Genomic DNA, 22,583 nt, shown 5'->3' on the forward strand with positions numbered 1-22,583 from the left:
TTATTTTATTTTGAAATGATGGGGTTAGCTACTTTTTCTGCAAGATCTATTTCTGCAAATGCCAAAATAAATGCAACTACTGAAAGGATAATTCCCGCAGTAAAAACTACATATGTAATCTTAAGTAGTGCATATTTTTTTTTAAGTACTAAACCTAAGAGATAGAGATCCTTAGTCAACATTTTGTAAACATATTTTTTGTCATTAATAACTTCGTCAATAGCTTCTTGGTAAAGATCATAAGGCATTTTAAAAAAGTTTCCGAAGAATAATAAGTTTACATTTTGTTTTTTTATTTGCTTTTTAGTGAATTCTCTTCCTGTCACTTTGGGCTGAGTAGACATTATAGAAAGTATTATAGATGCAACACTAAACAAAACTAATATTAGACTTGGAATCATTAAATGTTTGTTTGAAGGCGCATCTAATTTTGGAATCAAATTAGCTAATGCCAAAGAAATAATGATAGCATTAATAGAAAGTAATATATTGGCTTTGGTATCTGCAATATCACTTAACTTAATATGGTTTCTTAGTGTTACTCTAAATAAGGTTTGTATTCCTCTTTCAGGACTTTCATCTTTGTATTTTACTTTTAACTTAGCTTTTAAATTTTCTTTTTGTTGTTTCTTTTTTTGTTTTTCTTTTTTTGAGAGAATATTTAGTAAGTTTTTATGTTTTTTAGGTTCCCAATTTTCTACTGCATATCTAGTATAGTAGCGATGGTTTTTTGAAAGTAATTCTATATTTTCTTCCCTCCATTCGCTAGACGAATAGATTTTTTTTTCGCAAAATTTTAATTCATTACGTAGAAGCTCACTTACTTCATCAAAATAGTCTTTAGCTAGATGTGAATTGTCTGCATCTTTAATGATTTCCTCTAATAGGTTATTAGGTTTTGAGTTAAATTTAGTTGCAAGGATGCAATTTTTTATGCTAATTATTTTCTCTTCATTAACGTTATGTTTTCGTAAAAAAATTTCAGCGATTTTTACACTTTCTTGTTCATGTTCATTTGCATTTTCAACATATCCTGTATCATGAAACCAAGATGCTAATAAAATAATTTCCTTTTCTTCTTCAGTAATTTCTATATTACTTATTATTTCCTTTGAGGAGGTTATAACTCTTTTAGTATGTACATAATTATGGTACAAATATGTCTTTGGAAGATTATTTTTTAAAAAATCAAATACGTAATGTTCTGTCTTTTCTAATAATGATTCCATTTTCATTCTTTTTAAAATAATTTTTAAAGGCTGCTTAATAAATTATAGGCTTTCTTCTTTTTTTACTATTTGTAAGATTTCGTCTGGGGATAGGTATAGCCTTTTGATACGCTTTCTGTATATTTCAGGAAAATTTCCATTATCCAGTATAAATTTCTTAGTAGAGAGTATATAATTACCCATTTGATGAGTGATAGCATATGTATCAGCAGTTCTTTCAGCTCTCTTAGTATATCTACTAGATAGTACATAGCATATTCCAAAAATTATAAGATTAAAACTATTTCGATTTGTATAATCTATAATATGGCCAAGTTCATGTCCCACCCAACCAATAATAACTTCTTTTGGGAGTTCTTGTATAGGCAATCTCTGTCCATTTATATCAAAAACTGAACTAATTATGATTACATATTTTCTTTTTTGTTTTGGAGAAAAAAGAGATGAAATCTTTGGTTGAGCTTTCATAAAGGATTTTCTTAAAAAAGGTTTTAATTCAAATTGTATTTCAACATCTTTTAACTCTGGATAATGAGATAGAGCAATTTTTATTTCTTCCGAAATTATATTTGGAATCTTCTTATTGTTCATCATTTTGATACTATCTAGGTTTTTTCAGTATTTACCATTAAAGTAAATACTCTATTTGGTTGTGAATAATTAGTTTTAGAAATATCACATTTGCAATATAGTTTGCTGCATCAAGTAGTATTGATTCATTTGGTAAAAAGACTAACTCTTTTAGAAGATTAAAGCTATACAAGATGTTTTTATAATTTCTTTTCTTTTGTAAGTAGCTTTGAAGTTTGATCTAAGATTATATTATCATCAAAAACGATATGTCCTAATGAACTTATAAAAACTTTTAGTTTTTATTAACATTTTTGTTTTGAGTCAAAAAATAAATTATAAAATGCTTAAAATTAAAATATTATAATGGCTGAAATCAATTTTTTATGGTTTAAGCATATATTTATTGTTTGTTAAGCGTATGTTTTATTGTTTTAGATTTCATAATTTTATGTTAATAAATTACCCCATAACTTATGAAAGCGATTAAATGTATCAAAACATTGGTAAAACTTCTATCATTCTTGCAAAAGAAGGGGAATATTTAAAGGAAGAGTTCTATGAATTGATTAAGAAAAAAAACTTCATTTTTAATCTTATTCAGGATAATGAATTAGACGGAATATGGTTCTGGGATTTAGAAAATCCTAAGAATGTTTGGTGTAATTCAAAATTTTGGAACACAGTTGGATATCATCAAGAAAGCCATTCAAACTGTTTACCCATTTGGAGTAATATTCTCACAAAAAAAGATTATAAATTTTTCCGGAAACAATTGCATAATCCAACAAAGGATTCTGATTTCATATATGATCATATTGTAAGCTATATTCATCTAAATAAAAGTCTGATTTACAGATGTGTAAAATTAGTTTTTATTATGGATGAAAAAACTAATTTGCCTATTAGGTTACTAGGGATTAATACTTACGGAAATCATAAAACTTTAGATAATAGATCAAAATCTGAACCAGCTCATCCAACAAAACTATATACAGAAGTTATAAAATATACTAAGATTGGTTTTTGGGAATGGAATATGGATACAAGCAAAGTCCAAATTGATGAAAATTGGGCTCAAATTTTGGGATACTCGCTTACAGAATTAGAGCCATATTCAATTAATACCTTACAAGAATATATACATCCAGAGGATTTACAAAAATCTAATCGACTATTAGAAGAACATTTTGAAAATAAGAGTTTGATCTACGAATGTGAAATGAGAGTAAAACACAAAAATGGTAATTGGATTCGTATTTTGGATAGAGGAAAAAAGATTGATAGAAATCATAGAGATATTTCTAACTCTATAATAGGATCTCGTCAACAAATACTAAATAATCAAAGCGAACTTGATCAACATAAATTGTTTATAGAACAATCTCCAAGTGCTATTGCAATGTTTGATAATCAAATGAGATACATTTCATATTCCAGAAAATGGATAACTGATTATGAGATAAAAATAGACAATATTACTGGGATGAGTCATTATGACGTATTTCCTGAAATTGAAGAACGTTGGGTAAAAGATCATAAAAAATGCCTTAGAGGAAATGTCTTAAAATGTGAAGAAGATCGTTTTGAAAGAGTTGATGGATCAGTACAATGGCTAAGTTGGGAGTTACACCCATGGTATACAGATGATCTAGAAATTGGTGGGATCATAATGTTAACCGCTGATATAACAAAAACTAAAGAAGCAGAAATAAGGCTCAAATTAAGTGAAAGAAAATTTAGAGAAAACTTTAAGAACGCTGCCATTGGAATGGCCATTCTTGATCTTGATGGAAAATGGCTGGAGGTTAATAAATCTCTTTGTAAAATGTTGGGTTATTCTGTAAAAGAGTTAGAAAAGTTGACCTTTCAGGACATAACTCATCCAGATGATTTAGAAGTAGATTTAGGGTTTGTAGATGAATTACTAAAAGGTAAAAGATCTTTTTGTCATATAGAGAAACGATATTTTCATAAAAGTGGTAAAGTCGTTCATATAATTTTATCTGTGTCTTTAATGAGAGATGAGTCAAAAAAGCCTTTGTATTTTATGGCTCAAATTACTAATATATCTCCGAGAATTCTAGCTGAAAATAAACTTCATAAAACACTTTCTAAACTAGAAGGGATCCTTGATGCAAGTACCCAAGTAAGTATAATAGGAACCAACAAAAATGGATTAATTACAACCTTTAATAAAGGAGCAGAAAATCTTTTAGGTTATTCAAGACAAGAAATAATTGGTAAAAAGACTCCATTATTCGTTCATATCCAAAGTGAAGTAGATGATAGATCAAAAGAATTGTCTACATTATTTAATAAAAGAATTGAGGGTTTTGAAGTATTCACTACTCTGCCGAAAAATCAGAAATATGATACAAAAGAGTGGACATATGTAAAAAAAGATGGCACAAGGTTTCCTGTACAATTAACAATTACTGCGATTAAAAATAATAATAAAATTGTGGGATATCTTGGAGTAGCAGCAGACATAAGTCAGATCAAAAATGTTGAAAAAGAAATCAAGTCATTACTAAAAGTGGCTAATGGTCAAAACAAAAGACTTAAAAATTTTGCTCATATTGTCTCACATAATTTGAAATCTCATTCCAGTAACTTTAGCATGCTCTTGGATTTATATTTAGAAGAAAAACCAGATGAAGCTCAGAATGAGATAATGCAACTTTTTCAATCTGCTTCAGATAATTTAAACGATACTATACAGCATCTCAACGAAGTTGTGCTAATAAATACATCTGTAGACGAAAACTTAAAAGATTTGAATCTTAACAACATTATAGAGAGGGTTATTAATGGGGTAGGGATTATGGCTAATTCAGCTAAAGTAAAAATAATTAATAAAGTAGATGTATCAATATCAGTTAAAGGTATTCTTGCATACTTAGAGAGTATTGTACTTAATTTTATTACCAATAGTATCAAATATCGTTCATTAGATAGAAGTAGTTTTGTATTACTGAATACTCATGAAGAGGATAATTATATCGTTCTAACAATAGAAGATAACGGATTGGGTATTGATTTAAAAAAGCATCATGCTAAATTATTTGGGATGTATAAGACCTTTCATCATAACAAGGATGCTAGAGGGATAGGCTTATTCATAACCAAAAATCAAGTTGAAGCTATCGGAGGGAAGATAGAAGTTGAGAGTGAGGTTAATCAGGGAACAATATTTAAAATTTTTATGAAAAAATGAGAAAAATTAATTTAACATGTATCGTTGATGATGATGCTATATTCATTTTTGGTGTTAAAAAAGTTATGGAACTCAATAATATGTGTGATGATTTTTTAATCTACAGGAATGGTCAGGAAGCTTTAGAGTCATTATTAATGATAATTTCAAAGAATAAAACTTTACCCGAGGTGATTCTTTTGGATTTAAATATGCCAATATTAGATGGATGGCAATTTTTGGATGAATTTATTAAAGTTAATGTTTCTAGTACTATAACCATATATATTGTATCGTCTTCTGTAGATCCTGCAGATGTTTTGAGAGCAAAATCATACGAAATTGTCAATAATTATATAGTGAAACCGATTACAAAAAAGAAACTAGTCTCTATTTTAGAAAATCTATGAGTTGATAACTAATTATCAGCTTCTTTTGTTTTAATATTATTGAATGTAATGGTATAATGTCATTTTATATCTTTTTTGGCTTATTTTTATTTCTAATCTTTTTCATCAAATTTCTTAGATGTGCTTTACTACCAAAAAATCTTTTTTTTAGACCAGGACTTTGTATTTTATTATTTTTTTTCATAAAATTTCAGGGAATATAACCATTGTACATAATGCAAAACTATATAGTAGAATAGACGCAATAACCAAAATTAATAACGATTTAAATGCTTTTTTCTCTATATTATTATGTTTTTTATTGTTTTTCATTTCTAACTTTTAAATTCTACTTCGTTTTTTGTTGAAAATTTAAGTGTAGATTTTAATAGTAAGCCTATTTATAAATAATGATTTGTGAGTATGTATAGTATTGATTTGAACACAGAAAGATGGAGAGAAAATTAATAGAACTGTCCTCAAATTTTATAAATTCTGTCTGTTTATTAATTTTCTACTCAATCAATAAAGCTGATACTCAGTTTCTGTGCTAAACACTACGTAACTTTATAGTGTCAGAAATTAATTTATCCAAGAAGTAAACATCCAATTTCTCTTTTCTAAACGTTTTATGATACTTACGGCTAATTCTTCTGTAGCAGAATCCCCAGTGTCTAATGCGGCATTGATAACATCTAGTAGAGAATTGTGGAGAATTTGAAAATCGCTAATAATCTCTTCTACCATTGATATTGAACTTATATCCAATTGAACTTCTTTTATCTTAGAGAATTCTATATGCTGCTTTAATGTATTTTTAGGTTTGACTCCGAAAACTCTTATTCTTTCTGTAATACTATCGATTTGTAATTTTACCTGATCACATTCAATATTAAATTGTTTTTGCAATTCAAAAAAGTTATTTCCCTCAACATTCCATTGAAAACTATATAATTTGTGATAGTGTATTGTATAATTGGATAAAAGTTGATTAAGAGTTACCAATATTTCAGCTGTGTCCAAATAAGTAAATCCTAACTTTTTATATTCTTTTTGATGTTTTGTTTGTTGCTTCATTTTACTCCTGATTTAAATACATTCACAAGTAAGCAAAATGATGTTGTTTTCTTTGACGCTTTTCCTATAATCCTTAATACAAATCATAAATTAATACTTTTTTAAGTAATTCTTAATAATAATGAATGAGGACTAAAGGTGTTCTAACTAAATAATCATGTGTTTATGAAGATAGAAAAACAGAAATAGGATAATTTTTATTCAGAAATAACAATACTTTCTGTAGTAAATGCAAAACCTTGCTGACCAGATACGCCAATCATTACTCCCTGAAATAAAGGAGTAATTTCGTTATTAGCTCCCCAAGTTATCAAGAAATTTGCTCCACTACCACCAGTCGTATCTTTTTCTTCAATAACATATTCGATAGATTGTAAAGGTTTTAAGTAAATAGGTTGTTGTATATACTTTCTTATAAATTTTCCTTCTGTATTATAGTAATCTACATTTTTTATAAATAAGGAGTCTACAGGACTAGTGTTTCTGATACTCAAAGTAGCAGTTAGTTGAAATCTAAAATCTTTTGTCTTGTTGTAAATGTCTGAATAAATAGGGACGTATATCTGTTTTTTGATAGGATAATGAAACTTATTATTATCCGTTATTATATTATGTGTTAGTTTTTCTTGCTCTGCTTTTTCATTTATATATGGATTATTCTGTACACATCCATATATGAAAACTACAAATATTATAAATACAATTTTATGATTTAAAATCATGATGATTTAAAAATTTTTAGAAATAAAAATTTGTTATCTAGAAAAATGACACTGTACATTTTTGAAAATAAAAAAAATTACTTTCTAACGTTAACCAAAAACTTAAAAATAAGAAAACTCAAATTCGAAAAAAGTCTTGATAGCCTAATATATTCTTATAATTGATAAAAATATATATTTATTTTCGATCTTATAAAAGATTATTTTGAATGTACTCAGTTTTTAGAATAAATAGTGAGGTTTTATGATTGTTTTCAATTTACTTTCTATTAATGCGTCGACATTTTTTCTTTTCGTTTTTCTAATTGGTCATTTAGATCTCTAATTGTTTCTGCAATTGCTTCTTCAAAGCTACTCTCATCAGAAGATGCAAATAACCTAGAACCAGGAGCACTAATTCTGATGCTACATAAATGGCCTGTTTTATCACTTCTATTTTCTTTTTTTAAAAATATATCGCCTCTTAAAATAAAAGGGTATTTGTTAGCTAGATTACTTAATTTCTCTTCGATTAACGATTCTAATCTGTCGCTCGCATTTATATTGGTGTATTCAAAAACTGTTTTCATTTATCTTTAATTTGATATTTTTTTATTGATTTTATTTAATCCAAATCATTGATTTTTTTCATGATTTGCTTCTTGTGAGAGTCTATCTTGTCCTTAGATGACTTTAATTCCTCTTTTTGAATGTAATTGCCATTAAAGGTAAATTCTTGCTGTACTAATCTCGTTCTATTTTCAGGATTCTCTTCTTCTCTTAAATCAATAGGTAGATTTTTCTTGTCACCTCCATAGTAACCTATTGCTACAGAAGTTGCTATATGATACTCATCTGGGAAATTAAAGTCTTTTTTTGCTTTATCATAAAGTACACCTGCCATTTGGTGAAGTGCAATTCCGAGATGTTGTGCCTGAACTGTGACATTTCCCATGAACAACCCCAAATCGTGTAATGCATGGAAGTTTTCCTGTCCATCATCAGTGACCTTCTTAAAAGCACTAAGTAATAAAACAGGGGCATTTTTAGCCCAAGATTGATTAAACTCACTTAAGCACTCAAATATTCGATCATAAGTTTTACTACCTTTTAACCCCCAAATAATTCTCCAAGGTTGTCTATTATAAGAACTAGGAGCCCATCTTCCTGCTTCAAAAAGTGTCCTTAGTTCTAGTTCAGAGACTGGAGTATCTGAGAAAACTCTAGGTGAATATCGTTCTTTTAAGATAGGTAATATCTTATATTTTGTTTCTTTTTCTGCAATAATTGTATTTTTCATAGTAAACTCTTTACTTTATTATTTCCTAGTTTTAAGATGAAGTTTATTTTGTTTCACTTTAATTACTTTAAATGATTTTATAATCTTATTGTTCAAATTTTTAATTTTTAGGATACGATTTTTAGAATCATATACCCAAATTCCTTGCCTCATCTTATGAGCGTCAGTTGCAGACATTGAAAGATATTCACAAGTTCTATTTTTATGTAGTTCCATCTTAAAGCGAAATCTTCTACTCGGAGCTAAAGAATTATCATTGCAGGATTTAAATATTCTAATTGATCGTTTTTTTATATCCTCATTTTTGAAAGATTCAATCCAGCACCCATGAAAATCTATTTTAGGATACTGTATTGTATAAAAAGAGTATGCAAAGGCAAGTGTACATGAAATACCAAGTAAAATATTCTTATTTACTTGCTCTTTTCTCATCTTTTTGTTTAATCTTAAGGTTTTGCATGTAAAGATATTACAAGGAGAAAGAGAATAAGTGCTACAATAATAGATTGATTAACTCATTTACTATTTGATGTATTTACATTATACATTTTATCTTTTTAGATTATACACCTTAATATTTTATGAATTTTGGATATCAATTTTTAGACAACTAGTTCTAAAAGTTATACACAATTAAACATAGTAATTCATTTAGCTTTTTTGAATTTGAAAAGTGACATTGAGCTTTTTTTCATCTTATTTGTTTTTAAGGTCTGATATTTTATTTGAGTTATTTTTTATATCATATAGAGTAATAATACTACTAGAGACTAAATAATTTTGAAAAAAAATAATCATGAAAATTCAACCTTATTTAGTATTTGAAGGAAACTGTCAAGAGGCACTGAACTTCTATCAAAAGACTTTTGGTGGTCAAATCATTAATAGAGAAACTTACGAAAACAAAGAAATAGATATACCAGAACATTATAGGGGCAAACTACAACATGCAGAACTCAAAGGAGAAGGATTTCATTTTATGGGTTATGATGCTTCACCTGATACACCATTAACTTCTGGTAGTACTATCCAAATGAGTATCGATCTAAATTCAAGAGAAGAAGTCAATAAAATTTTTGATAAACTTTCTAATTCAGGAATTGTTCATACACCTTTACAAGAAACTTCATGGAAAGCTTATTATGGAAGATGTTCTGATCAATTTAATATTAACTGGATGATAAATTGCAAATTATAGTTTTTAGCTGATTTGAAATATTTGATCGCTTGCAGAAATTAAAATCTTTAGTTTAAAAGATTGATAAAATAATAATAATAAGATTCCAATAGTCAAAAATCTGAAAGTAGTTCGTTGAGCATGTTTCTAGTATCAAAAAGATAAAAAACTAAAGACTATAATTGTTTCGTGCTAAAATTTTATGCATTGATATTAATTAAAATAGAATAATCATACAAGTTAAAATAAATAAAAATATTAAATATGGATTTAAACGATAAAGTAATAATAATTACAGGAGCTTCTAGTGGTATTGGTGAAGCGACAGCTAAAAAGTTAGCAACCTATGGAGCAAAGGTTGTTTTAATGTCTCGAAATGAAGAAAAGTTAAAGACACTCAAAGATAATATAATTCAAGAAGGAGGAGAAGCCTTAATTGTTCCAGGTGATGTGACTAAGTCTACAGATTTTGAAAATGTAATTTCTAAAACAATAGATGAGTTCGGAACTGTAAATGGTCTTGTAAATAATGCCGGCTTAATGCCTCTTTCATTTGTTGAGAAATTAAAAACAGACGAATGGGATAAAATGGTAGATGTAAATATTAAAGGGGTTCTTAATGGTGTAGCTGCTATATTACCAAAACTAATTGAGAACAAAGGAGGTGATATAATTAATGTATCTTCGATGGCAGCATATCGCTATTTTCCTGGAGGGGCAGTGTATTGTGCAACAAAGTCTGCTGTTCAAATGTTTTCAGAAGGTTTACGACAAGAACTAACGCCGGCATATGGCATTAACGTTACATCTATAGAGCCTGGAGCAGTGGCTACTAATCTCACAGATACAATCACTGATGAAGATATTAAAGAAAAAATATCAAAGTTAGAAGAGATGACTACTTTGGAATCCGAAGATATTGCAAATGCAATTTGCTATGTTTTTTTACAACCCAAACGTGTAAATATTAACAACATGTATATTGTTCCTAGTGAGCAGCAATAAAATGAATGTATATGGAAGCGAAAACATTTAGTACTGAAAATCCCACAACAGAAGAAACATTACATTCATATAAATATATGACTGATGATGAGGTTGAAACAGTTATTCAAAATTCTCATGATGCATTTTTAAAATGGAAAAAAAGAAATTTTAGAGAGCGTGGAAATTTTATAAAAGCTATAGGTAAAGCACTTCAAAATCATAAAAATAAATTAGCGGAACTCATGACTGATGAGATGGGTAAGCTTTTGAAACAAAGTAAACAAGAAGTTGATTTATGTACCGAAATTTGTAATTTCTCCGCAGAGAATGCAGAACAGTTCTTAAAAAACGAACAACGAGAACTGTTAAATGGTGGAAAAGGAATTATAACGTATACGCCCATCGGTATTGTATATGGGATTCAGCCTTGGAACTATCCATGCTACCAAGTCATACGTTATGCTATTTCTAATCTTATGGCCGGGAATAGTGTTTTGTTAAAACATGCTTCAAATGTTACAGGTACTGCACTTTTTTTAGAATCTATTTTTGAAGATGCGGGTTTACCAAAAGATTTATTTAAAGTGTTAATTATAGAGCACGAACAGTCTGATGTAATTATTAAACATAAACTTGTGAGAGGAATAACACTAACAGGAAGTTCTGATGCAGGAAAAATTATAGCAGAAAAGGCAGGCGCAGAACTCAAAAAAACTGTATTAGAACTTGGTAGTAATGATGCTTATGTTATCCTTGAGGATGCTGATATTAAGATTGCTGTAGAAAAGTGCGTTCAGGGACGTATTTATAACAATGGAGAAACCTGTATAGCAGCAAAACGATTTATAGCGGTCGAAAGTGTGTATGACGAATTCAAAAGTGCTTTTGTGCAAGAGATGAAGCAATTAGTGATGGACGATCCTAAAAAGGAATCATCTGATCTTGGTCCAATGGCACGAAAAGACCTTCGAGATACCTTACACCAACAAGTGATTAATAGTGTAGAAAAAGGAGCTAAAATTCTTTGCGGTGGCAATATACCAGAAGGTAAGGGGTACTACTATCCGCCAACTGTTTTGGAGTGTGTAAGTTCTGGACAACCAGCGTATGATGATGAACTATTTGGACCCGTTGCAGCTCTTATCAAAGCTAATGATGATGATGATGCTATGAAAATTGCTAATGATAGCCGTTATGGACTTGGGGGCGCCATATTCTCTAAAAATACAGAACGAGCTATAGCATTGGCAGAAAATAATTTTGATACTGGAATGGTTTTTATTAATTCTTTTGGACTGGCAGAGCCTAATATGCCTTTTGGAGGCGTGAAAAACTCTGGATTTGGTAGAGAACATGGAGGGTTTGGTATCAAAGAATTTGTAAATGTCAAGTCTATTTTGATTTCAGAAGATTAGGTTAAGAAAAGATTTCTATAAAAGCACCAAACGTTTGATTTGATGCTTTTATAGAAAAAGATTTATAAAAAGATATTTAAAACTGTTATTGATCTGATTTGTAAGTTGAAGTCTCAAAATAAGTATCTAAATAAAGCTGTATTTATTAATCAGTTGATGTTTTGAAATAAATTTCAAGATAGCTAAAGATATTTTTAAGTGTTGAATCAAATTGTGAGACGTTTATTCGATAAAAGATGCTTGTTAAATATGGAGAAATTAGTTTATATCGAATCAAATTAAATGTATTAGCGTATTAATTTGGATATACACATCAATGAATTATGATCTTTTTCACCTACTTATTTTTAGGCTTTATAATTGCGGCTTCAGGCAGTATTGTTCCTAGTTTTTTAAATCTTACTGTTGTGAAATTTAGTTTAAGAAGCGGACGAAAATCCGCTTTATATCTCATAGGAGGTTTTGCTACTGTTCTTTTTTTTCAAGCAAATATAGGTGCTTATCTTTCAAATATTTTAATGAAAAACTCAGAGTATATGACTACCATTCACAAAGTTGGAACAGGAATTCTTATTGTATTATCTATCAATTTTTTCAGATTGTATTTTACTTCAAATAAACAAAAAGTTAAAGAAGAAATTGATAAATCTAAAGCATATTTGCATGGCGTCGGGATGTCTTTATTGAATACTTTTGCTATTCCATTTTATTTTACCTCAATTTCCCTATTAATAGGACTAAAGTTTTTCGAATACTCTTTATTAAATAGTTTATATTTTTCAATAGGCTCAACTATTGGTTCCTTTTCTTTGTATACCACCTACGCAATGATTGCCGATAAAATTGAACATAAACTCACTTTTGTTTCTACCAAAATTGATTTTATTTTAGGCAGTTTAACCGGTATAGTTGGTATTAGTAATTTGATTTATCTATTGTAAGTGTAAGTTCTCAACGATCTTTTTGGTATGTAATTATATATATGTATTATATTCATGTGAATTTTGCTAAAAAGTTATTAAGCAACATATTTTACATTTATTATTTTCTTCAAATTACCAATAGGTTTTTTAAATTTCTGTATTAAAATAGGAGTAGGGGCATTTACTAAAAAGGGTAACCAATCGCAAAATTCAGGATAGGGTTTTCAAAATCAAAATCCTTTGAGGTTTCAGAAGGATCTAATAATGGAGCAGCAAGGTCAAAACGAATTACAAAATTTTGAATATCGACTCTAATTCCAATTCCTGAACCGATTCCGAGTTCATTAATAAAATTGGAAGAAAATTCACCTCCCGGAAGATCAGGATTTTGATCTAATAACCAGACGTTTCCTGCATCCGCAAAAATAGCCCCGTAAACATAAGGGAACAAAGGAAATCTATATTCCAGATTAGCTTCTAAGCGGATATCACCAGCTCTATCAAAAAAATCCCCGATGTCATCATTGGGAGGAGTATACGTTCCCGGTCCTAAAGAACGGATTCTAAATGCTCGAACACTATAGGGTCCACCAGAAAAAAATTGCTTTATAAACGGAAGTGTATTAGAATTTCCATAAGGTTTACCGATTCCGGCAAACAAACGACTTACGAGTTTATGCTCATTACCAAAACTAAAGTAATATCTAAAATCCGCATCGATTTTGGCATACTGGGCATATTGTAATCCTAGAAATGTATTTGGTTCTTGATTATTATCTGAAGAATTACGGGCTATAAGGTCTACGAGATTTCCGGCAATATCAAAATTAATTTTGGTGAAAAATTGATTCTTAATAGAGCTTTCGTTTATCTCATTATAAATAAAGGTGTAGGTAAGTCCAGCAATAAATTGTTGATCAAAGCTACTTCTTAAAAATTCATTTTCTTCCAAGATAGTTTCGAATTCTGGTGTGGTATTCGATAAGTTTGTGTAATTAATGTTGATAGGGGTCAATCCATGAAATACAAAACGATTGGCATTCCACTCATATCCAAAAGTGGTAGAAAAAGAAGTTAAGTTATAGAGTTGACTACGATTCAAAAGCTCTGCTTGTACACCTATTTTAGTACTGGGAATAGCATATTTAAATGGACGATTTATTTTGATGGGAGACAAAAGCCTTGGAAATATAAGATCTATACCTCCTCCTAATTGTATACTACTTAATCCTTGATTGTTTTTACCTCCAATTTGTGTTTCATAACCTAAAGTTGTTGTAACATTTAATGTTTCTGCTCCTTTGAATACATTTCGATTGCTATATCTTGCTTGCAAAGTAGGGCCTGCAAAATTGTTTGATTTGCTTACCGCCTGTAATTCTAGTCGTAAAGATCGTTTTGCTAACGGAGACAAGAAAATTTTGGCTCCTAGTTTTTTCGGAGTGATTCCATCATTAATACTATCTAGTGCATCAAACTGAACATTAATAAATTTATAGGCTCCAATAGAAGAAAGCCTTTTGCTGGTTCTTTTAGAAATTTCGGGGTTATATAATTGTCCTTCTTCAAATAAGATATAAGGAGATAATCTTTTGGGTTTGAAGAATGTTCCCTCTTGTATAAATTGAATTTCATTTATTACTACAGTATCTTTCTTTTTTTGGTCAAACTTTCCGGTATAATTTGGGTATACTTTGATATCATGAATTGTATATGGAACTATTGATTTTCTTGGTATGTCTTTCTTTAATCGTAGAAATAGGTCAAATCTTTTACTGGCATATTGATTTGTATCTGCTTCAAAGATCATAAAGTCTGCGTTGAAATTATAATATCCCTTCTTTTTAAGTAGTATATCAATCCGCTCTCGTTCTCGTTTTAGCAATGCCAAATCAAATCGATCGCCTTTTTCCAGTAAAGTATTAGACATTGTTTTCTTGATTTCTTCTTGTATAGGAGATGGCAATGTATCCAATTGATAAGTTTCTATACGATATGGTTTTTTTGTATCAATATTATATTTAATATTCCCTTTATTATCCTTTCGTGTAATTTCAGAAGTAATGGTATTTTCAAAAAAACCTCTATTTTTCAATCGATTATCTATGAGTTCTATAGTTTTAGAAATATCGATCTCCGAAAGATAAACAGGCTCTTCTCCTAATTTTTTATTTAGAAATTTAGATAAAAATCCTGGCTTTTCTTTCTGTGCTTTGTAATGTGACCATAGTCCTAGGCGAATTCCTAAAATCTTTGTATTAGGTTTTGGTTGCAACAATGTTTCTAACTCTGTTTCAATCCTATTAAGATTTTTGATGGTATCTGATGTTTGCAGATCTAGTGTTGCTCCTGTGTATAATTTTTCTCCTTCAGGAATGTATTTCTCTACACTACAAGCTCCTAATAGGATACTAAATAGAATAATTTGTATATAGAAATAAAAAGTCTTCAAAATTTAGTTTTTGTTTTTTGTAGTTTTCTTTTTTTTGATCATTGGCTTTTTAGTTTGGCTCTCAATTTCTTTAGCAGTATCACTCCATAATTCTCGGAATTTGTTGAACTCTTTGTTAAAAATAAAACCAATACCTGTAACAATTAATTGGCCATCGATAACGCTTTCAAACTCATTTTTTCTAAAAGCAACCAGACGATACTTTCCATTTTCATCTATCAAATATTGTAGGCTAACATTACCAATAACGGGTGTTGTTCCTTCATCGGCTTGATTTGTGCCTTCAACGTTAACAGAACTTCCAACTCTTACGATCAATCGATCATTAAAGAGTTTTTTTTGTGCATTAATTTCTAAATCAGTTTGTGTTGTAGTTCCATCTGTAGTGTTTGTATTATAACTATCTAGTTCAAAATCGAGCTCTAGTCCAGTTTTGCCAATCAATTTATCAGAGAAATTGTTTAATTGACTAGACAACACTTTATTAACATTATCTCTTGCAATAGAAGCAGGACCACCGTTACTTCCGTTACTCCCTGATAAGGCTGAGAATCTATTAAAAACCAATAGAGAAAATACTTGCTTGTTAAGTTCAGATTCTTGTTTGTTTAACTGTTGAACCCTGCCATAAATATCTCCTCCAGAAAAGGCTTGTTGGTCTTCTGGAAGATCCATAGCAAATGATATCTCAGGTTCTAAAAGTTCACCTTCTACATTTAGGAAGACTAAAAAATCTAAATCTCTGCTATATTGGTTGGTATTATTAGAGATCATTATCGGTGAAGGGTTTGTTTCTACTTTATAAATAGCTTTAATATCCATCTCCGCATCTAAAGGATCACCATTCCATTTAATAAAACTATTAGGGGCTATATTAAACTCTCTTTTGACTAAATTATATAAACTAACTTTATATTGCCCATCTGTTATATCATAACGTCCAGAGAGTTGAATTCTTCCATTAGGTTCCATTCCAAATACAAAATCTCCGATTCCTCTTACTTGTATGTAATCTCTAGTTCGCTTATCAATCACGATTTTAAATAAAGAACCTTTACCTACAGATAAGTCAGTTTCAATATCAAAACCTTTAATCTTTGCGATTTGTGATTGATTCTCTTCTACTCTTGTAAGAATGGTATTTGGATTTTCTCTATTTACGAATAATACTACTCCTTCACGTTCTTTAATTTCTAATTCCGACTCAGGGATAACCAATGTAAAATTTGAGTTTTCACTAACTTTTAGGTTGCCTTTGATTTTTGGAATTTTTAAGTCTCCTGCAACTGTTAAATTAGTACTGGCATTTACTGTACCATAGAAAAGTTCATTATTTTCTTGATTAGCATTAATTAGGGTGAAATTATCAGCTCTAACAGTAAGATTAAAAGCAGGATTTGTAAATTCTTCGGTATTGATACTTCCATCTACTATAAAAGTATGCTTCTCCGGATCTCTAATAGTAAATTGATCTAAATAGATTCCTTGATTATCAAAGCGTATACTTTCTTCAGGCAAGAAAAAAGTAGTATTCAACATATTGACCAAAAAAGCGGCTTTGTTGAAATGAAATGTTCCTTTGTAATCGGGATTATTAAGTGTTCCTTGAATTCTAGCATTTCCAGACAAATTTCCAGATAGGTTTGATATGGAACTTTTTGTAAATTCTTCAATTAACGTCATCTCTAATCGATCTAGATTCAAACTCATATCTACATTGGAACCTTCTTTTTGGGCTAAGTAAGAACCTTTGATGCTCATATCTAGATTTTTGCCCTTAACCCCTATATTCAGATTATAAGTACTACCTCCTTTATTGGATGCTTCTAGCATTAAATCTCCAAGTGAGGTATTGGCTATCGAAAGTTGATTTATTTTCAAATTTGCAGATACTCCGATGTTTTGTAGGGGATCTTCAATTGTAATGAATCCATTTACCAAACCATTCGCCAAAATTTCTTCAGGATTTAAAAAACTAGTAAGGCTTGCGAGATCAAAAGAAGTAAAATCAAAATGAACATGCTTTTTTTGTATTTCAGGTTTATCCGATCTAATAACGATAGCTTGCTTATTCTTACGGATTTCAAAATCATCAAAATATATATCATCGCTAGAAAGAATAATTTGATTACTTTTTTTAATACTCCAAGGAGTTCGATCTAACAATAAAGATTCTGGATTGATATGGATATATATAGAGTCTTTTTGGAAATTTAACTCTGATTGAATTTGGGCAATTGATCCGTTAGTATCGAAACAATCAAAATTGAGATATAACTTTTTGTCTTTTACCTTTCCGTTGATTTTAGTTTTATTGATCATTAAGGGGGCGAATTGGATAGAATTCCAATCTAGGGTAAAATCGAGCTTAGTATGATTTCCATCAAAACGTAATAAAAGACTATCTATTTTTCCGTCTTGATACGTTATCAGTGGAGCACGAAGGCTTGCGAATAGCTTTTGTTTAGAAGAGTCAAACATTGCTTTTAAAAACAACGTGTCTGAATCCTTGAGTTCTGGGATAAAAACTTCACTCAATACAGGAACACCCTGAAATGTGAAATTGGCATCTACTACAATAGAATCTGTCTTGTTTTCAGAAACTTCTTCTTCAGAGATATACTGTTTCAACTGATTCTGTATTGCAATAAGAGCAGAGTTTAGTTTAGAATTGGTACTAAAATCACCTTTTAAAAAACTACTATCTATTTTAAATCTGGTGCTTGTACTATCGGAATGACTAATAAACCGAATTGGATCAATTGAATAAGGTTCTTGAACATGAACTACTGTGGCATTATCAATTGTAGCGTCAAAATCAAAGGTTTCTGTATTTCCTTGAAATGTTGTCTCAAGATCAAACTGTGTTTTGATAATTTTCTTGGTTATTCCTAAACTATTAAGATCTGCTCCTATGACTTGCATTGAGATATCAAATTTTGGAGAAACAGAATCTAGCTCTATCTCAGAATTCAGCTTTAGATTTAAGTTATCATCTTTATAGTTTCCTTTTATTCTTCCTGCTCCATTGTTGAGTTTACCGTCTAGTGTCAAAGACGAAAAATCATAACCGTTGAACTCTAATTTTTTAATATCTGTAATAAATGTAGCATTCAAAGTTTTTATAGAAGTACTATTTCCCTCAGCTTTTGCAATAAAACTGACTTTTCCTAATTTATTGTTTTTAAGAAGTTTGTTAAGAAGTAAATTGTCTACATTTAATTCTGTATCAAATACAATTTGGTTTGTATTTTGGTAACTACCGTTAAGTTGAATATCCCCAAAAGAAGAAGTAAGCTCAATATTTCCTTTTATATCAGTTAAGAAACCCTTAGCTTTTCCAGAGATAGTTATAGAGTCTGGAAGAGAAATAGATAAGTCTTTTTCATCTATGAAATTAATTAAATCATTTCGTTTTGTTTGTGCATATATTGTCTGAAGACTAATATTTGTAGAATTTATGTTTAATATGTTCTGTACTTTACCTTCAATTGCTAATTTTGTATTGTTACCCCAATGAATGTCAGTTTTTTTTACAGTAAAATCATCCAACGTTCCTGTTAGGAATAATTGACCTGTAATATCTTTTTTCGATATTGATTGTAGATATTGATTTTCTCGAAGTGAAGATTGAAAATAAAGTATGTCCTCTGCTGATAATTTAATATCTGGAACTTCTAGTGATATATTAGTGTTTTTTGGAGTATCTAAAAGGCTTTGGATGTTGTTAAAAGATGCTTTTGCTCTTCCTGAAAGCTTACTATCGTTAATTTTAACGTGTAAATCTTTTACTAAAAAGCTTTGTCTTGTTGCTTTTAAATCTGTTTGAAATTGGTAAAGGTTAATCCCACTACGTTCTTTAAAAGTACATCGGTCAAGATGCAATATGGCTTGCTCTTCATCAAGGAGAGCTTTATTAATCCGTAGGGTAATATCGTTTAGTTGAATATGATTAGGATCAAATTCATTTATTTTGGGTGTGGTTTTGGATAATTGTATTCGAAAATCTGAATTAATGATCTGGAGATCGCCAGAAGTCACTTTCCAATCCGGCCATTGTAAATTAGCAGATTTATTTTTGAGAACAGTATCAGTGTCTTTCAGATTTTCTTTTAGGTTTTTGAAATCTACTTTAGAATCTTTTAAAACAAAACTTTCTAAAGAAACTTTTTGTGTTTCTGGATTAAAATTTGGTGAAGCGACAGTCATGTCTTTGATATAAATCTTAGAGAATAACTGATCTTCAGGTATAGTATATGTTGTTTTCAAATTTTCAAACTCAACAGCATTTATTCTAATTTTTGGCAAAATACCTTCTTCAGTCTGTTTTTCAGAAATAGAAGGTTTATTTTGATCATATTGGACATCTACATTTGCTAAGGATAGTTTGTCAATCTCAAAATACATTTCTTCAAGATTGAAAGTCTCAACTTGTGTTTCTAGGTTTCCCAGAAAAATAGAAGTGTCAATACCTGCAATTTCATCTTTAAAACGAACCTGAATATTAGACAGATCAAAATCTCCCAATTGTATTTGAAACGTACTATTTTCTTTTGTCGCAATAGTACTATCTTCATTGGCGAAAGCATCGATTAAAAATTGAAAATTATAGTTTTTAGTTATATTTTTTCTATAAATATTAGCCTTGGCCCCTGACCAGTTTAAAGATTTTAGATGGAATGACTCTCCTTTAATCAAAGGTATGATTGCTACAGAAGCTTCCAAAGTATTCGAATATAACAGCGTGTCTTTTGCTTGATCCTCTATATACAAACCTTCGAGATATATATTACCGTCAAAAGTTATATACAATTGTTTGATATCAATATCGGTTTTGGTTGTCTCTCTTAAATAGTTAATAGTATGATTGACAATGATTTCCTGTCCCCAACGACTTCGAATGAATAAAATCGAGCATACAAAAAGTAGCAAAAGGCTACCCAAAATTATAAGTAGTCTTTTGATCCATTTTCTTTTTATGTTTGATATACTTCCCTTATTCATTAATTGTTTTGCTATTAACTTTATAACTTGCTAAAATACATTATAGGTGTGAGAACGATTCGAATATTTTACTAATTATTAAATAAACAACTAAATCCCAATCATATTTTAATGATCAGGATTTAGCGTCTTTAAATCGCACTGAAACTCCTTTATGTTTTAAGCGTTTACAACTTGATTTTTGTGTTTTCCTTCTTTTACTTCTTCAATTATCTTATCTACAAAAGAAGGTAAATCATCAGGTTTTCTACTAGTGACTAACCCATTGTCTACTACAACTTCCTGATCTACCCAGTTAGCTCCTGCATTTTTGATATCATCTTTAATACTTTTATAAGATGTAACTTTTCTATTTTCAATAACTTTTGCGCTCACCAGTAACCACGGAGCATGGCAAATAGCAGCTACAGGTTTTCCACTTTCAAAGAAATCCCTTATGAATGATAATACATCTTCATTAACACGTAGTAAATCTGGATTGATAACACCACCAGGGAGTACTAAGGCATGATAGTCAGACTCATTAATATCTGTTACCAGATGATCAACAGTTATTGTTTCTTCCCAGTTGCCATCGTTCCAACTTTTAATTTCTCCTTCTTTAATAGAAATAATATGTACTTCTGCATTTTCGTTTTTCAATGCTTCATATGGTTGAAATAATTCTGATTTTTCAAACCCATCAGTTGCCAAAATTGCAATTTTTTTATCTTTCAGTTTCATGATATATTTTTTTTAGATTAGACAGTTGGTAAAAAGTCAAGGACATATCCTTGTCTTTAGTGTCATAAAAGTAGCTCAAGATAATAGTAGAGGTGTGCTGAAAAGCTAGTTTGCTTTGCTCTGATGATATATCAATCAAAGCTTAACAATATCTTAAGTTAGATTTTAGATTGATGAATAAAAATTAAGAAAACCCTACTTTATGAATTGCTTTTGAGAGATAATATACTTCTTAGATTATATGAATTAAGAAAATTAGACTTGTTATGATAGATTCTTTTCTTATGTATTAAATTGATTGTTTATACTTATTACTTATAAAATAATTTTGGATTTCTCAATCTTTTATTAGGTCAATTTATGAGATAATATTTTGACTCTATTTTGTAGTTAGCACATAGTCATTCAAAAAATAAGTGAAAGAATAATTAATTTTATTTTCTGCGTAACCCGTTGTATAAATGTAAATCTCACTTAGAAGAATTACTATTTTAAATGACATTTAGTAGGTGCAAATTTTAATAATGATATTAAGAGCAACAAATGTGAATAAAAATTAAAAGCATAATCTAATTTTTAAAAACTTATCTGTTTTTTTGTTGAAATCCAGTTTTAGTCTGAAATTTTAGCGGAATCATCTTTTGTTATAATTATTTCATCCTTATCTAAAATTTGAATTCCTTTTTGGATAACCATAGAGGTAGGGAAGTAAATTTTTTCGCCACTATCAGTAATCATAAAGAAGTAAAAACCTGTAATATCTCTTACTTCTCCTATCCAATTATAATCTTTATCAATAATTTTTATCCTATCACCAATTCTAATGGGATGGCTAAAGAAAAGTATCACACTAGCAGTAATGTTAGATAATATTGACCAATTTGCAAAAAAACCAACACCTAAAACAGCTAATATAGAAGAGATAAATACTGTGAATTGTTTTAGGTCAACACCCCAGATCAAAGCCAATATAGAACCAGTTATTATATAAATAACAAGATAGCTAGTATTAAAAATGACTTTTCTACGGTTGATTTCAATTGATTTGACAAAGCTAAACTTTTTTATTGCTCTTTTTATGATAAGAGTTATAAAAAACATTATCGCTATCAGAATGATACTAAAAAATACTTCTTGTTTATAGATTAACATAAGTTTATTTTTAAAAACAAAAGTATCTTAATATTAAAATATAGTAAAATGTTTTAGGAAGATTATGTCTTTAAAAGAAGTGTCTGTTTTACTAAATTTATAATTGAAATTAAATATTAATTCATATTTTAAACAAGAAAATCAAAGATCGCAAATGAATAAAATTGATATTATAAATTAGACTTGGAGAAACTTTAAAGCGATTAAAATGATGTTGTATATAAAGATCAATAGTCGCTAAATTTTTGTAAATAGTGCTACTCGATTTACTTTAAATTTGAAAGT

Annotated in this window: 17 protein-coding genes; 6 read left to right on the forward strand and 11 right to left on the reverse strand. The window is 29.4% G+C overall.

The features are described 5' to 3' along the window. Positions 1-5: 5 nt before the first annotated feature. Both FHK87_RS16195 and FHK87_RS16200 read right to left on the reverse strand, forming a co-directional pair. Positions 6-1,229, reverse strand: coding sequence for a Pycsar system effector family protein (locus FHK87_RS16195; protein ID WP_140594807.1), 1,224 nt, complete (start codon positions 1,227-1,229; stop codon positions 6-8). A gap of 42 nt (positions 1,230-1,271) precedes the next feature. Beyond that, positions 1,272-1,823, reverse strand: coding sequence for a hypothetical protein (locus tag FHK87_RS16200; RefSeq protein ID WP_140594808.1), 552 nt, complete (start codon positions 1,821-1,823; stop codon positions 1,272-1,274). Between the two features lie 466 nt (positions 1,824-2,289). Between FHK87_RS16200 and FHK87_RS16205 the strand changes: the two genes are divergently transcribed. Together FHK87_RS16205 and FHK87_RS16210 are read left to right on the forward strand one after the other, a co-directional pair. Further along, entirely contained in the window at positions 2,290-5,019 is a 2,730-nt protein-coding gene (locus tag FHK87_RS16205) for a PAS domain S-box protein (RefSeq protein ID WP_140594809.1), read from the forward strand. Beyond that, positions 5,016-5,408, forward strand: coding sequence for a response regulator (locus FHK87_RS16210; RefSeq protein WP_140594810.1), 393 nt, complete (start codon positions 5,016-5,018; stop codon positions 5,406-5,408). Before FHK87_RS16205 ends, FHK87_RS16210 begins: the two co-directional genes overlap by 4 nt. A 561-nt stretch (positions 5,409-5,969) precedes the next feature. Here FHK87_RS16210 and FHK87_RS16215 read toward each other — a convergent pair. From FHK87_RS16215 to FHK87_RS16235, 5 genes are all read right to left on the reverse strand, one after another. Continuing rightward, the gene (locus tag FHK87_RS16215; RefSeq protein ID WP_140594811.1) at positions 5,970-6,464 is read right to left on the reverse strand and encodes a Dps family protein; all 495 of its coding nucleotides are present in this window, start codon (positions 6,462-6,464) and stop codon (positions 5,970-5,972) included. 197 nt (positions 6,465-6,661) lie between these two features. After that, on the reverse strand, positions 6,662-7,186 hold the full coding sequence (locus tag FHK87_RS16220; RefSeq protein WP_140594812.1) for a DUF3124 domain-containing protein: 525 nt from the start codon (positions 7,184-7,186) through the stop codon (positions 6,662-6,664). 269 nt (positions 7,187-7,455) lie between these two features. Continuing rightward, positions 7,456-7,755 carry an HPF/RaiA family ribosome-associated protein gene (locus FHK87_RS16225; RefSeq protein ID WP_140594813.1) on the reverse strand — a complete coding sequence of 100 codons (300 nt, stop codon included), beginning with the start codon at positions 7,753-7,755 and terminating at the stop codon, positions 7,456-7,458. A 35-nt stretch (positions 7,756-7,790) separates the two neighbouring features. After that, on the reverse strand, positions 7,791-8,465 hold the full coding sequence (locus FHK87_RS16230) for a nitroreductase family protein (RefSeq protein WP_140594814.1): 675 nt from the start codon (positions 8,463-8,465) through the stop codon (positions 7,791-7,793). 18 nt (positions 8,466-8,483) lie between these two features. Then, positions 8,484-8,897 (reverse strand): hypothetical protein, encoded by a 414-nt coding sequence (locus FHK87_RS16235; RefSeq protein WP_140594815.1) that lies wholly within the window; start codon positions 8,895-8,897, stop codon positions 8,484-8,486. A gap of 364 nt (positions 8,898-9,261) precedes the next feature. Here FHK87_RS16235 and FHK87_RS16240 point away from each other — a divergent pair, with 364 nt between their 5' ends. The 4 genes from FHK87_RS16240 to FHK87_RS16255 all read left to right on the forward strand — a co-directional run bounded on the left by FHK87_RS16240 (position 9,262) and on the right by FHK87_RS16255 (position 12,985). Further along, complete coding sequence (locus tag FHK87_RS16240; RefSeq protein ID WP_140594816.1) at positions 9,262-9,663, forward strand: VOC family protein; 402 nt, start codon at positions 9,262-9,264, stop codon at positions 9,661-9,663. A 243-nt stretch (positions 9,664-9,906) separates the two neighbouring features. Beyond that, positions 9,907-10,647: an SDR family oxidoreductase gene (locus FHK87_RS16245; protein ID WP_140594817.1), complete on the forward strand. Its 741-nt coding sequence runs from the start codon at positions 9,907-9,909 to the stop codon at positions 10,645-10,647. A gap of 11 nt (positions 10,648-10,658) precedes the next feature. Continuing rightward, entirely contained in the window at positions 10,659-12,044 is a 1,386-nt protein-coding gene (locus tag FHK87_RS16250) for an NAD-dependent succinate-semialdehyde dehydrogenase (RefSeq protein ID WP_140594818.1), read from the forward strand. Positions 12,045-12,367: 323 nt separating this feature from the next. After that, complete coding sequence (locus tag FHK87_RS16255; protein ID WP_140594819.1) at positions 12,368-12,985, forward strand: LysE family translocator; 618 nt, start codon at positions 12,368-12,370, stop codon at positions 12,983-12,985. Positions 12,986-13,151: 166 nt separating this feature from the next. Here FHK87_RS16255 and tamL read toward each other — a convergent pair whose 3' ends face one another. The 4 genes from tamL to FHK87_RS16275 form a co-directional block, all read right to left on the reverse strand. Further along, the gene (gene tamL / locus FHK87_RS16260; protein ID WP_140594820.1) at positions 13,152-15,419 is read right to left on the reverse strand and encodes a translocation and assembly module lipoprotein TamL; all 2,268 of its coding nucleotides are present in this window, start codon (positions 15,417-15,419) and stop codon (positions 13,152-13,154) included. A gap of 3 nt (positions 15,420-15,422) precedes the next feature. After that, a complete protein-coding gene (locus FHK87_RS16265) occupies positions 15,423-20,423 on the reverse strand; it encodes a translocation/assembly module TamB domain-containing protein (RefSeq protein ID WP_140594821.1) in 5,001 nt (1,666 codons plus the stop codon). A 159-nt stretch (positions 20,424-20,582) separates the two neighbouring features. After that, positions 20,583-21,146, reverse strand: a complete 564-nt coding sequence (locus FHK87_RS16270; RefSeq protein ID WP_140594822.1) for a type 1 glutamine amidotransferase domain-containing protein — start codon at positions 21,144-21,146, stop codon at positions 20,583-20,585. A 612-nt stretch (positions 21,147-21,758) separates the two neighbouring features. Further along, positions 21,759-22,298: a mechanosensitive ion channel domain-containing protein gene (locus tag FHK87_RS16275; protein WP_140594823.1), complete on the reverse strand. Its 540-nt coding sequence runs from the start codon at positions 22,296-22,298 to the stop codon at positions 21,759-21,761. Between the last annotated feature and the right edge of the window lie 285 nt (positions 22,299-22,583).

Source organism: Aquimarina algicola, assembly GCF_006443095.1.
GTDB lineage: Bacteria > Bacteroidota > Bacteroidia > Flavobacteriales > Flavobacteriaceae > Aquimarina > Aquimarina algicola.

Coding starts and splice junctions, on each gene's coding strand:
- FHK87_RS16270 (WP_140594822.1), bottom strand. CDS start 21,146: ATGAAACTGAAAGATAAAAAAATTGCAATTTTGGCAACTGATGGGTTT.
- FHK87_RS16220 (WP_140594812.1), bottom strand. CDS start 7,186: ATGATTTTAAATCATAAAATTGTATTTATAATATTTGTAGTTTTCATA.
- FHK87_RS16215 (WP_140594811.1), bottom strand. CDS start 6,464: ATGAAGCAACAAACAAAACATCAAAAAGAATATAAAAAGTTAGGATTT.
- FHK87_RS16255 (WP_140594819.1), top strand. CDS start 12,368: ATGATCTTTTTCACCTACTTATTTTTAGGCTTTATAATTGCGGCTTCA.
- FHK87_RS16250 (WP_140594818.1), top strand. CDS start 10,659: ATGGAAGCGAAAACATTTAGTACTGAAAATCCCACAACAGAAGAAACA.
- FHK87_RS16265 (WP_140594821.1), bottom strand. CDS start 20,423: ATGAATAAGGGAAGTATATCAAACATAAAAAGAAAATGGATCAAAAGA.
- FHK87_RS16275 (WP_140594823.1), bottom strand. CDS start 22,298: ATGTTAATCTATAAACAAGAAGTATTTTTTAGTATCATTCTGATAGCG.
- FHK87_RS16240 (WP_140594816.1), top strand. CDS start 9,262: ATGAAAATTCAACCTTATTTAGTATTTGAAGGAAACTGTCAAGAGGCA.
- FHK87_RS16235 (WP_140594815.1), bottom strand. CDS start 8,897: ATGAGAAAAGAGCAAGTAAATAAGAATATTTTACTTGGTATTTCATGT.
- FHK87_RS16200 (WP_140594808.1), bottom strand. CDS start 1,823: ATGATGAACAATAAGAAGATTCCAAATATAATTTCGGAAGAAATAAAA.
- FHK87_RS16195 (WP_140594807.1), bottom strand. CDS start 1,229: ATGGAATCATTATTAGAAAAGACAGAACATTACGTATTTGATTTTTTA.
- FHK87_RS16225 (WP_140594813.1), bottom strand. CDS start 7,755: ATGAAAACAGTTTTTGAATACACCAATATAAATGCGAGCGACAGATTA.
- FHK87_RS16205 (WP_140594809.1), top strand. CDS start 2,290: ATGTATCAAAACATTGGTAAAACTTCTATCATTCTTGCAAAAGAAGGG.
- FHK87_RS16230 (WP_140594814.1), bottom strand. CDS start 8,465: ATGAAAAATACAATTATTGCAGAAAAAGAAACAAAATATAAGATATTA.
- FHK87_RS16210 (WP_140594810.1), top strand. CDS start 5,016: ATGAGAAAAATTAATTTAACATGTATCGTTGATGATGATGCTATATTC.
- FHK87_RS16245 (WP_140594817.1), top strand. CDS start 9,907: ATGGATTTAAACGATAAAGTAATAATAATTACAGGAGCTTCTAGTGGT.